8 protein-coding genes are annotated in these 12,877 nt (G+C 58.8%); 4 read left to right on the top strand and 4 right to left on the bottom strand.

Going from position 1 to position 12,877, the window contains the following annotated elements:
- Entirely contained in the window at positions 1-1,668 is a 1,668-nt protein-coding gene (locus tag ACSJLU_RS18330) for a ShlB/FhaC/HecB family hemolysin secretion/activation protein (RefSeq protein WP_043140462.1), read from the bottom strand.
- A 370-nt stretch (positions 1,669-2,038) separates the two neighbouring features.
- On the opposite strand from ACSJLU_RS18330, the gene ACSJLU_RS18335 reads away from it, so the two are divergent.
- Positions 2,039-3,493, top strand: a complete 1,455-nt coding sequence (locus tag ACSJLU_RS18335) for an SIR2 family protein (protein WP_049296091.1) — start codon at positions 2,039-2,041, stop codon at positions 3,491-3,493.
- A complete protein-coding gene (locus tag ACSJLU_RS18340) occupies positions 3,490-3,981 on the top strand; it encodes a TIR domain-containing protein (protein ID WP_049296092.1) in 492 nt (163 codons plus the stop codon). The genes ACSJLU_RS18335 and ACSJLU_RS18340 overlap by 4 nt, the downstream gene beginning before the upstream one ends.
- Positions 3,982-4,046: 65 nt before the next feature.
- Here the strand turns inward: ACSJLU_RS18340 and pstB are convergent, their stop codons facing one another.
- The 3 genes from pstB to ACSJLU_RS18355 are packed head-to-tail and all read right to left on the bottom strand — an operon-like array spanning position 4,047 to position 8,705.
- A complete protein-coding gene (gene pstB, locus ACSJLU_RS18345) occupies positions 4,047-4,859 on the bottom strand; it encodes a phosphate ABC transporter ATP-binding protein PstB (protein WP_019452422.1) in 813 nt (270 codons plus the stop codon).
- Between the two features lie 28 nt (positions 4,860-4,887).
- Positions 4,888-6,537, bottom strand: coding sequence for a phosphate ABC transporter permease PstA (pstA, locus tag ACSJLU_RS18350; protein WP_049209520.1), 1,650 nt, complete (start codon positions 6,535-6,537; stop codon positions 4,888-4,890).
- On the bottom strand, positions 6,534-8,705 hold the full coding sequence (locus ACSJLU_RS18355; protein ID WP_380826043.1) for an ABC transporter permease subunit: 2,172 nt from the start codon (positions 8,703-8,705) through the stop codon (positions 6,534-6,536). Before ACSJLU_RS18355 ends, pstA begins: the two co-directional genes overlap by 4 nt.
- Positions 8,706-9,101: 396 nt before the next feature.
- On the opposite strand from ACSJLU_RS18355, the gene ppk1 reads away from it, so the two are divergent.
- On the top strand, positions 9,102-11,165 hold the full coding sequence (ppk1, locus tag ACSJLU_RS18360) for a polyphosphate kinase 1 (protein WP_016926720.1): 2,064 nt from the start codon (positions 9,102-9,104) through the stop codon (positions 11,163-11,165).
- A gap of 10 nt (positions 11,166-11,175) precedes the next feature.
- Positions 11,176-12,726: an exopolyphosphatase gene (gene ppx / locus ACSJLU_RS18365; RefSeq protein WP_025303850.1), complete on the top strand. Its 1,551-nt coding sequence runs from the start codon at positions 11,176-11,178 to the stop codon at positions 12,724-12,726.
- Positions 12,727-12,877: the final 151 nt, after the last annotated feature.

A 12,877-nucleotide genomic window follows, 5' to 3' on the forward strand; every position in this document is an offset into this window, starting at 1 on the left:
TTATAACGTGACGGTGGCTTGCCAGTAGGCCACCCAACGATCCGGTTGCAGGCTGTCTGGGTGCGTCAGCGGTTTACCGACGGTGACCGCCTGATTGAACCAGCGGCCGCTTAGCGTGGCGCCCAGCGCCGCCCCGACGACGCTGCCGCCGTCTATCTGCCCGGCGCGCCCCTGCAGCCAGCCGGCGTCTAACGCGCCGGTCAAAGAAAGCTCCCCCAGCCTCGGCAAGGTCTGCCATTGCCAGTTGAGTTCATTGCGCCAGTAGGCGCCGCGATTACCGGTCAGGTACTGCTCTTTAAAGCCACGCACCGAGTATTGCCCGCCGATGGAAATGCGCTCCCCGGCATACAGGTTGTCTGCGCTGGTTTGCCCATAGGCCGAGGTCAGGTAGTAGAGGGAGGGTGCGAGCGGATAGAAATAACTGGCGCCGAGGCCAAGCTTGCGGAACTCGCTGCGCGGCGCTCCGTCGCGCTCCGGATCGTCGGCGGTGGCGCCCAGCATGCGCAGCCCGCGGCTTACCGTCGGGTTCAGCGTCATATAGCCGCCGCCCGCGACCGCGCTGTAATTGAGGCCCAGGCTGGCAATGCTGAGCGTCGGGCTGCTGACGCCCAACCGTTCACCCGCCAGCTTATTTTCCGTGGTGCGCCGCGCCAGCCCGATATCGACGGCCAGCTTGCGTTTGCCATCCCGCAGCAACGTGCGGTTGGCGCCCAAACGCTGGGTCTGGTTATTGCCTTGATAGCGGTAAGCCGCGCCGTTGAATGGCACCTGCTGGAAAAAATCGTTCCAGGCGTACTGGTAGCTGAACAGCCAATAGCCATAGGGTAAGGTGACGCTGCCGTTCAGGCTGCGGCTGCGATGATGCGGGCTGAAATCGTTATTGCGCGCTGCGGAGAGCGACCACTGGTCGGCCAGGCGCAGCGGGTTGTCCAGCACCACGCCGGCATTCATCTGCCCGGTGCCGGTGCTTTTCTGGCCGCTGTTATCGGCGCCGAAAGAGAAAGAGACCGGCGCGCGCGTGGCGCCACGCAGCAAAACCACGTTGGAAAAGCCGGGTTGCTCGCCAGGTTGAATATCGATGGTCACCTGCTGCGAAGCCAGCCGGTTGAGCTGCTCCATGCCCTGCTCGATATCGCGCAGATTCAATACGTCGCCGACCAGGCCGGGAAATGCCATCTTCAGCGCCGGCGTCTGCTCGCCATTCTGCGTGATGGACTCGATTCGCCCTTCGCTGACGCTGACGACCAACACGCCACGGGAGATATCCTGCTCCTGCAGCCAGGCCTGCGAAGTGACATAGCCGCGTTGCAGATAAGCATTGGTGGTTTCACGCACCAGGCGGTTGATGTGCTCCAGCGTCAGACAGCTTCCCTGATACGGGCGCGCCAGGCTTTCTTTCACCGACCAGGAAAGATGCTCGGCGCTCTCAAAAACAATCTGCCGCACCGTTTGGCAAACCGCCCCTGCGGCGGCCGGCTCAGGCAGCGGTAACGCCGGCAGTTCAACGCTATTTTGCAGCGCCTCGCGTTGCTGCTGCGCCTGTTCCAGCAACGTTTTCTGCTGTTGGGTAATGCTGTCGCGGTCAGCAGGGCTGGTGATTTCCGCGCACCACGCAGAGCTGCAAAACGCCAAGAGCACAGGCCAAATCCTCAGCTTCCATGCACACATTTAAACACATCCATTTACGTTAACTTACATACCTTAGCGAAGTATATACAATTTACGCCGCAAATCAACGATAATGAGAATCACTTCCATTTAATCAAAGTCACAATGTGACAAAAAATGCAGATATGCCACAACCACCGTGTCTTATTACCCAGAGTGCATTTAATTAATATTAAAATTAAAAAAACAAATAATAAGAGCAAATAAATTCAATATTAAAATAACACATTCAATATCGACAAAAACAAACAAGCAGAGTTTACAAAGTTAACTCGTCATTTTATCTTGGTAGTTCTATTCGCATAATTAATTCATAAAAAACATAGTTATTAATTAACCAATAAAGAAAAACAATATCGGGAATAGCCTCATGTTTAACCGTGATATAGAACTGTTTATTCGAGATTACGTTAATGATATCAAAGCCGGCAGCGCTGCGCTGTTTGCCGGCGCCGGGCTGTCCATCCCCGCCGGTTTCGTTAGCTGGAAAGAGCTTATCGGCGATATCGCTTATGAACTGGAGCTGGATATCGAAAAAGAGAGCGATCTTATTTCTCTGGCGCAATATCACCTCAATGAAAAAGGCAACAGACATAAGATAAATCAAAAAATAATTACAGAATTCGCTGAACAGGCGGAAGAAACAGAAAACCACCGGATTATCGCCAGATTACCGATAGCGTCACTTTGGACCACTAACTACGACGACCTGATTGAAAAAACCTATGCCCGTTATAATCGCGTCTGCGACGTCAAAACCACGCCGGAAAGCCTGACTAATAACATTCATAAACGTGATGTTGTTTTATATAAAATGCATGGTGACTATAGAAATCCCAACCAGGCGATTATCACCCGCGAACAATACGAAACTTACTCCCGTACACACCTTCCTTTTATCAACATGCTGATGGCGGAGCTGACTGCCAAAACCTTCCTGTTTATCGGTTTCAGCTTTGAAGACCCCAACCTGCAATATGTATTGAGCCGCCTTTACGCGCAGTACGGCGAAGGGCAGAGAAACCACTACTGCATCATGCGGCGCGTCCAGCTCGGCGACAGCGGCAGCGAGGATCAGGCGTCTTGCGATTACAACAGCCGCAAACAAGGCTTGATGATTAACGATCTGCGCCGTTACGGCATTCAAACGCTGTTGGTGGATGACTATCGGCAAATCACTGACCTGCTGTATGCCATCGAAACGCAGTTCAAGAAAAGCACGGTGTTTATCTCCGGCAGCGCCGACAACTACCAGCCCTATGCCCGTGAAGAGTCCATCCAGTTCATACATCGTCTGGCGCGCCTGCTTATCCACAAACAGTATCGCATCGTCAACGGTTTCGGCTGGGGCGTAGGCACAGCGGTGATCAACGGCGCATTGGAAGCCATTTACGACAGCCAAGGAAAAATCAGCGAAAGCCAGCTGGTGCTGCGTCCTTTCCCCCAATTCGCCAGCGGCGGCATTACCCTACCGGCACTTTGGCACGAATATCGTCAGAACATGATTTCGCTCAGCGGCATCGCAATCTTTTTGTTCGGCAACAAACGCAACGCCGAAGGCGAATACGTGCTGGCCGACGGTTTATTGAAAGAGTTCCAGATCGCCACGGAACAAGGCTGCGTCTGCATTCCTATCGGTTGTACCGGCAGCGCATCTGCCGAGATCTACCGAAAAATCAAGGAGGAGATGAAAGAAACCCTCTACTACCGCAACCCCGCCGCCATGAATCTGCTGGATCAGCTTAACGAACCGGGCAGCCTGGCGGAGAAGAAAAAAAGCCTGTTGGCGCTTATCGATATCATTACTAAGGATAACCCCCGATGACCAGAAAATGTTTTTACAGTTTCCATTATGAGCCGGACAACTGGCGCGCTTCTCAGGTACGCGAAATGGGCTCTCTGGAAGGTAACCGGCCAGCCACGGATAACGATTGGGAGGAAGTGAAAAAAGGCGGTGACGCCGCCATCGCCGCTTGGATCAAGGGCCAGTTGGACAATCGCAGCTGCGCCGTGATTCTCGCCGGTAAAGATACCGCTGATCGCAAATGGATTAATTTCGAAATATGCGAGGCTTGGAAAAAAGGCATGGGCGTGCTGGTGGTGTATATACACAATTTGAAAGACAGCGCCGGCGACCAAACCACGAAAGGTAAAAACCCGTTGGATCACATCAAGCTGGGTGACGCAAAGCTTTCCACAATCGCCAAAGCCTATGATCCGCCTTATTCGACCAGCACCAATGTCTATAACCATATAAAAGACAATTTGGCTGAGTGGGTAGAAGAAGCGATCCGCATTCGTAAAAATTACTGACGCCCCTGATAGACGAAAGGCTGCACGGTTGTGCAGCCTTTCGTTTGTTCATAGCCCAAACGGCCTCACCCATACCGCCCGGTAATATAATCCTCGGTGCGGCGCTGGCGCGGCGACGTGAAAATGGCGTCGGTGTCGTTGTATTCCACCAGCCGCCCCTGATGAATAAAGGCGGTGTAGTCGGAGACGCGCGCCGCTTGCTGCATGTTGTGCGTCACCAGCACCACGCTATAGCGCTGTTTCAGCGCGGAAATCAGCTCTTCGATGGTCAGCGTGGAGATCGGATCGAGCGCCGAGGTCGGCTCGTCGAGCAGCAATACTTCCGGCTCGATGGCGATGGCGCGCGCGATCACCAGGCGCTGCTGCTGGCCGCTGGACAAGCGGAACGCATTTTCGCGCAGCCGGTCTTTTACCTCATGCCACAACGCGGCGGCGCGCAGTGAACGCTCCACCGCTTCATCCAGCAAGCGCCGGTCGCGCACGCCCTGCAGCCGCAGGCCGTACACCACGTTTTCATAGATCGATTTCGGGAACGGGTTCGGCCGTTGGAACACCATGCCCACCCGCCGCCGCAGCGCCGCCACGTCGATCTGCGCGCCGGAGATCGCCGCGCCGTTCAGCTGCAGATCGCCCTCAATGCGGCAGTTGTCCACCAGATCGTTCATGCGATTGAAACAGCGCAGCAGCGTCGATTTGCCGCAGCCCGAAGGGCCGATCAGGGCCGTCACCCGATGTTTCGGGATACGCAGCGAAATATCGTGCAGCACCTGTTTGTCACCATAAAACAGGTTCAGGCCGTTGACCGCCAGCGCGGTCTGTTCATCGTCGAGATGCTGGACATCCAGCCGGGGCAAACTGCCTGGCGTCATCAAACCCATTACGCACTCCCCAAAAATAGCGTCATTGTTACTGCGACCATGCTCGGTACCGCTCCCTCAACGAATGGCGGATGCCCATCGCCGCCAGATTCAAACTCACCACGATCGTCACCAGCAAGAAGGCGGTGGCGAACACCAGCGGCCGCGCCGCCTCCACGCTCGGGCTCTGGAATGCCATATCGTAGATCTGGAAGCTCAAATGCATGAACTTCCGCTCCAGGTGCAGATACGGGAAAATCTCGTCCACCGGCAGCACCGGCACCGATTTCACGACCCCCACCAGCATCAGCGGCGCGGTCTCCCCTGCGGCGCGCGCCACCGCCAGGATCAGGCCGGTCATCATCGCCGGCGCCGCCATCGGCAGCACGATGCGCCACAGCGTCTCGGCCCGGCTGGCGCCCAGCGCCATCGAGCCCTGCCGCAGCGAGGCGGGAATGCGCGACAGCCCTTCCTCGGTGGCGACGATCACCACCGGCAGCGTCAGCAGCGCCAGCGTCAGCGCCGCCCACAGCACGCCGGGCGTGCCGAAGGTCGGGTTGGGCAAAGATTCAGGATAGAACAGCTGATCGAGCGTGCCGCCGATCATATAAACGAAGAAGCCGAGGCCGAAGACGCCGTAGACGATCGAGGGCACGCCGGCCAGATTGACCACCGCGATGCGGATCACCCGCGTCAGCAGATTGTTGCCGGCATATTCGTGCAGATACAGCGCCGCGATCACGCCAAACGGCATCACCACGATCGACATCAGGATCACCATCAACACCGTACCGAAAATGGCCGGGAACACCCCGCCTTCGGTATTCGCCTCACGCGGGCTGTCGGTGAGAAACTTCTTCACCTGCTCGCCCCAGTGCGTCAGCTTCTCGGTGGTGCTCATGGCGTTCGGGTACCAGGCATCGCGCACCTGGCTGAGCGGAATGGTCAACGTCTGCCCGTGCATGTCGCGCAGCAGCAACGCGTCGCGCTGGCGATCGCGGTTCAGCCCCGCCAGACGTTCGGACAACAGCTGATACTGCCGCTGCAGCTCCAGCCGTTCGGCCTTGATGGCGTCCTGTGCGCGGGCGTCCAGCTTATCGTCGCGCTGCAGGCGCTTTTCCCGCAGCCGCAGCGCGTCAAACTGCTGATTGATGCGCGCCATGTCGCGGAATTGAATGTCGTGCGCCTGGCGCGAGAGCGCGGCGATTTGCGGCAGGCGCTGCTGCAACGCCTGCCCCAGATTGCGGCCGGTCAGTGGTTGCCCGTCTTCCAGCAGCCCCGCCAGATAGCCGTAAGCGGTGCCGTGGCTGTCGCGTTCCAGCACCAGCAGGCTGCGCGGCGTGCTTTGGCTGCGGATATCGCTGGCCAGCAAGGTGCGGAAATCCTGCCCCTCGCGTTCGCGGTTGCCGACCTTAATCAGATAACGTTCGACGTTCTGCGCCTCGCCCGGCGGCGTGACGCCCGCCTCGGCCAGTTGGCGCCGGGAAATGCTTTGTTGCTGGTACAACTCACCGATCACCGTCACCGGCCCAGCGCCGTTCTGATTCAGTTCGAACTGATAAACCGGGCTCGGCCAGAAATAGCGCATCCCCTGCCCGGCCAGCAGTAGCAGAATGCCGATCAGCGCCAACAGGCTGACGGCCACCGAACCGGCGGTCAGCCACACCCACGGCGACCCGCTCTTCACCCAGCTCTTCATGGCGCCTCCTGATTCGGCGTGTAACGCTTACGCAACCGCAGGCGCACCGCCTCCGCCAGCGTGTTGAACACGAAGGTGAAGACAAACAGCACCAGCGCAGTCAGGAACAGCACGCGGTAATGGCTGCTGCCGGAAACCGCCTCCGGCATTTCAATGGCGATGTTGGCCGCCAGCGCGCGCAGCCCCTGGAACAGGCTGCCGTCGATAATCGGCGTGTTGCCGGTAGCCATCAGCACGATCATGGTTTCCCCCACCGCGCGGCCAAAGCCGATCATCAGCGCGGAGAAAATGCCGGCGCTGGCGGAAGGCAGCACCACCTTGATCACCGTCTGCCATTGGGTGGCGCCCAGCGCCAAAGAGCCCTGGCTCAGGGTGGCCGGCACGCTGAACAGCGCGTCCTCCGCCAGCGAGAAGATGATCGGCACCAGCGCGAAGCCCATCGCCACGCCCACCACCAGCGCATTACGCTGGTCATAATTATCCCCCAGCCAGAAATGCAACGGCTCACCAAACAGCGCCACCTCCAGCCACGGCCCCAGGCTGAACGCCAGCCACACCGTCAACGCCAGCAGCGGCAACAGCAACAGCAGATCGACGCCCGGCCGGCAGCGCGGCATAAAACGATGGGTCAACGCGCCGCACAGCAACACCGCCGCCGCCAGCAACAGCGGCAACGCCAGCACCGCCAACAGATACTGCTCGATGATCGGCGCCAGCCAGATGCCTGCCACCAGCCCGATCACCACCGTCGGCAGCGCGCCCATCACTTCGATAGCCGGTTTGATCACCCGCCGTAGCCCCGCCGTCATAAAGTAAGCGGTATAGATGGCGCCGGCCAAGGCCAAGGGTATGGCGAACAGCATCGCGTAAGCCGCCGCCTTGAAGGTGCCGAAGATCACCGGCATCAGGCTGAATTTGGGTTGGTAGCTGTCTTCGCCGGAGGTGGACTGCCAGACGTAGGCCGGCTGCGGGTAGTTCTCATACCACACCTTGCCCCACAGCGAACGCCAGGTGACGTCCGGATACGGGTTGTCGAGCGCATAGCGCTGCCAGCCCTGCGCGCGCTCCAGCAGCAGACCATCGCCGCGCGGCGCGAACGCCATCTGCCGCACCTCGGCACCCAAACGGGTATTCAGCAGCGGCTGCGGTTGAATGGTGGAAAATAACGAGAAGCCGCCATCGGGCCGCAGAGTGGCGAACACACGGCGGTAAGGCTCGGCCACCGTCAGCTCCTGCCCGTCAGCACCGTGATCGAAATGCTGCACCGGCGTCAGGCGCCAGCGCCGATCTTTTTCCACCTCGAACCACTCGCGCAGATTGCCGTCGGCGCCCTTGATCAGCAGCGCGCTACCGCCGGGCAGCGCCGTCATCTGATACGGGGCGTGTTCGCCAAGGGTACGCGTTTCACGCAGCTGCAGCTGCGCGCCGTCGATCTGATAACGCGCCAGCCGGTTGCCGGTCAGCAGGTAAAGCTGGCGGCCATCCGGCGTCAGCACCAGTTGCTCCCCGTCGTGCTCCAGCGGACGCTCGCTGAACTGCGGCGGCCGGTCGGGGCTGAAGCGACCGAACACCAGGCGCCGATCGTCGGTCACCCCGGCCAACAGATACTGCCCGCGATGCGCATCCGCCAACGACAGCAGTTTCAGCGGTTTGTTCTGCGGATCCAGCGCCAACGGCTGTTGCCCAAGCGGGAACTGCCACTGCGGCCGGCCGTTTTCCGCCGTCGCGAAGTCCGCGCGTGCCACCACCAACCGGCCGTTGGCCTGCGCCAGCGCAAACAGATCGCGCTCTCCGGCAGCCTGCGCGAGCAGCGCCGGTTTGGCCAGCAGCGTCTGCTGCACCAGCGGCGTCTGGGCCTGGCCGCTCGGCGCCGGCGTCAGACGATAAAATTGCCCCGCGCCCTGCGCGTCGATGCGATAACCCACGCGCTGCTGCACGTCCATGCCCAGCGCCAGCGCCGGGGCCGACACCGCGATCGGCAGCGGCTGAGCCTGCCCAAGCGAGGCCGGTTTGAACAGCGGCAGCACCGCAAACAGCAGATAAACGAAGATCAGCATCAACGTCATCAGCACCATCAGCCCGCTGGCGGTCACTGCCGCCTGCACGCCGCGGTCGATGCGCCCGCGCATGCGATCTCGGGGATGTTGATTGGCCGTCGTCTGTGTCATGTGTCTCGCTGTCGCTGATGTAATCGGGCTTACGCCGTAAGATAACCGGGCATCTTATGTCAGTTTTATGACGTTTGCATGACAAAGTTACCCGACTCAACCCAGGTTTTTTACACTGCCAACAGACAATATGAATTTGATATATTGCTGAAAAATGACCATAAACACGCTTTATAACGCCAAGAATAAGCCTGCTAGCCGTCATTTCATGCTGATCGTTTTACTGCCGAGCATCCCGCCGCGGGGAAAATTTATTGCCGCCGAAAAACGCCGCGCGCCAACGCAATGGATATGTTGGACTTTCCTGTCAATCTCTCGCAATAATGATGAAGGACACTAGAGCGGCATCCGGGCGCTGCGTCCCGGATCCTATTCTAAATTTGAACTGGAGTGGCAATGGGTCAGGAAAAGCTCTACATCGAAAAAGAACTAAGCTGGTTATCCTTTAATGAACGCGTGTTGCAGGAAGCCGCAGATAAGAGCAATCCCCTGATTGAACGTATGCGTTTTCTGGGCATTTACTCCAACAACCTCGACGAGTTCTATAAAGTCCGCTTCGCCGATCTCAAACGGCGCATCCTGATCAGCGAAGAGCAAGGCTCCGCCGGTTCCTCGCGCCACCTGCTGAAAAAGATCCAGGCCAAGGTGCTGAAAACCGATCAGGAGTTCGACGGCCTGTACAACGATCTGCTGCTGGAAATGGCCCGCAACCAGATCTTCCTGATCAACGAACGCCAGGTGTCCGAGAACCAGCAAATCTGGCTGCGGCAATATTTCAAACAGCATCTGCGCCAGCACATCACGCCGATCCTGATCAACCACGACACCAACCTGGTGCAGTTCCTGAAAGACGACTACACCTATCTGGCGGTGGAGATCATCCGCGGCGCCCGCACCGACTATGCGCTGCTGGAGATCCCGTCCGACAAGGTGCCGCGCTTCGTCAATCTGCCGCCGGAAGCGCCGCGCCGCCGTAAGCCGATGATCCTGCTGGACAACATTCTGCGTTACTGCCTAGACGATATCTTCAAGGGCTTCTTCGACTACGATGCGCTCAACGCCTATTCGATGAAAATGACCCGCGACGCGGAGTACGATCTGGTCACCGAAATGGAATCCAGCCTGCTGGAACTGATGTCCTCCAGCCTGAAACAGCGCCTGACCGCCGAGCCGGTGCGCTTTGTTTATCAGCGCGACATGCCGAACGAGATGGTGGAACTGCTGCGCGGCAAGCTGGGCATCTCCAACTACGATTCGGTGATCGCCGGCGGCCGCTACCACAACTTTAAAGACTTCATCAGCTTCCCGAACGTCGGCAAGGCCAATCTGGTCAACAAGCCGCTGCCGCGCCTGCGCCACATCTGGTTCGACGGTTTCCGCAACGGCTTCGACGCCATTCGCGAAAAAGACGTGCTGCTCTACTACCCGTACCACACCTTTGAGCACGTGCTGGAGCTGCTGCGCCAGGCATCGTTCGATCCGAGCGTGCTGGCGATCAAAATCAACATCTACCGCGTGGCGAAAGACTCGCGCATCATCGAATCGATGATCCACGCCGCGCACAACGGCAAAAAGGTCACGGTAGTGGTCGAGCTGCAGGCGCGCTTCGACGAAGAGGCCAACATTCACTGGGCGAAGCGCCTGACCGAGGCCGGCGTACACGTGATCTTCTCCGCGCCGGGGCTGAAAATCCACGCCAAACTGTTCCTGATTTCGCGCCGTGAAGGCGATGAAATTGTGCGCTATGCTCATATCGGCACCGGCAACTTTAACGAAAAAACCGCGCGCATCTATACCGACTATTCGCTGCTGACCGCCGACTCACGCATCACCAACGAAGTGCGCCGGGTGTTCAACTTTATCGAGAACCCCTACCGGCCGGTCACCTTCGACAACCTGATGGTGTCGCCGCAGAACTCGCGCCTGAAGCTGTATGAGCTGATCGACAACGAAATCGCCAACGCGCAGGCCGGGGAACAGGCCGGCATTATGTTGAAAATAAATAATCTGGTGGATAAAGGACTGGTAGATCGGTTATATACCGCGTCCGGCGCCGGCGTGAAGATCCGCCTGCTGGTGCGGGGCATGTGTTCCCTGATTCCCAACCTGCCGGGGATCAGCGACAATATTCAGGTGATCAGCATCGTCGATCGCTTTTTGGAACACGATCGGGTTTACGTTTTCGACAATAAAGGTGACAAACGGGTGTATCTGTCCTCCGCCGACTGGATGACCCGCAACATAGATTACCGTATCGAAGTGGCGGTATCGCTGCTGGATCCGGCGCTGAAACAGCGCGTTCTGGACATTCTGGAGATCCTGTTCAGCGATACGGTCAAGGCCCGTTATGTGGATAAAGAACTGAGCAACCAGTACGTGCCGCGCGGCAACCGCCGCAAAGTGCGCGCCCAGGTGGCTATTTACGAGTATTTAAAAGCTCTGGAACAACCAGGACAGTAGGCCAGCAACTATGCCGCTAAAAAACACTGCATCGAACAAACCGCAGGAAATCGCCGCCATCGACCTCGGGTCGAACAGCTTCCACATGGTGATCGCCCGCGTCGTCAACGGCGCTTTACAGGTATTGGGCCGTTTGAAACAACGGGTACATCTCGCCGACGGATTGGACAGCAACAACGTACTCAGTGAAGAGGCGATAGAACGCGGCCTGGCCTGCCTGGCGCTGTTTGCCGAACGGCTGCAGGGCTTCCCGGCGGATAACGTCACCATCGTCGGGACCCATACCCTGCGTCAGGCGGTGAACGCCGAAGTGTTCCTCAAGCGCGCCGCCAAAGTGATCCCCTACCCGATCGAAATCATCGCCGGCCAGGAAGAGGCGCGCCTGATCTTCATGGGCGTGGAACACACCCAGCCGGAGAAAGGCCGCAAGCTGGTGATCGACATCGGCGGCGGCTCCACCGAGCTGGTGATCGGCGAAGACTTCGAGCCGCTGCTGGCGGAAAGCCGCCGCATGGGCTGCGTCAGCTTCGCCCAGCTGTTCTTCCCGGGCGGAGAGATCAGCAAAAACAACTTCCGCCGCGCGCGGCTGGCGGCGGCACAGAAGCTGGAAACGCTGGCCTGGCAGTACCGCATTCAGGGCTGGCAGTACGCGCTGGGCGCCTCGGGCACCATCAAGGCCGCCCACGAAGTGCTGGTGGCGATGGGCGAAAAAGACGGTCTGATCACCCTCGAACGCCTGGAAATGCTCGCCGAACAGGTGCTGCAGTTCAAAAGCTTCGGCTCGCTGAGCCTGCCGGGGCTGTCGGAAGACCGCCAATCGGTATTCGTGCCGGGGTTGGCTATCCTGTGCGGCGTGTTCGACGCGCTGGCGATCCGCGATCTGCGCTTGTCCGACGGCGCGCTGCGCGAAGGCGTGCTGTATGAAATGGAAGGCCGTTTCCGCCACCAGGACATCCGCAGCCGCACCGCCAAGAGTCTGGCCGATCACTACAACATCGACCGCGAACAGGCCAAGCGGGTGCTGGAAACCACCGAACTGCTCTACTCGCAGTGGATGGCGCAAAACACCAAGCTGGCGCATCCGCAGCTGGAGGCCCTGCTGAAATGGGCCGCCATGCTGCACGAAGTGGGGCTGAGCATCAACCACAGCGGCATGCACCGCCATTCGGCCTACATTCTGCAAAACTCCAATCTGCCTGGCTTTAACCAGGAACAGCAGCTGCTGTTGGCGGCGTTGGTGCGTTTCCACCGCAAGGCGATCAAGCTGGAAGAGCTGCCGCGCCTCAACCTGTTCAAAAAGAAACACTACCTGCCGCTGATCCAGCTGCTGCGTCTGAGCACCCTGCTCAACAACCAGCGCCAGTCGACCACCACGCCGGAAACGCTGCGCCTGACCACCGACGACAACCACTGGACGCTGCGCTTCCCGGCCGGCTACCTGGCGCAAAACAACCTGGTGCAGCTGGACTTCGAGCGCGAGCAGGCCTACTGGAACGACGTCGTCGGCTGGAAGCTGCTGATCGACGAAGAAGGCTCGCAAGACGAACAACGCTCCGCCTGATCCTCCGCCCCCTGCCAGCCAGGGGGTTTTTCTTTCCGCCCCCGCTCCGCCAACCTAAACGAAACCCTAATACGGCGCGCCGCCCGCCGGAAAAAAATGGACAACTTTTGTCATCAGCGCCTAAAATCCGGTTACAAATTCTCGAGCGAAT

The organism is Serratia bockelmannii (genome assembly GCF_051803255.1).
Classification (GTDB): Bacteria; Pseudomonadota; Gammaproteobacteria; order Enterobacterales; family Enterobacteriaceae; genus Serratia; species Serratia bockelmannii.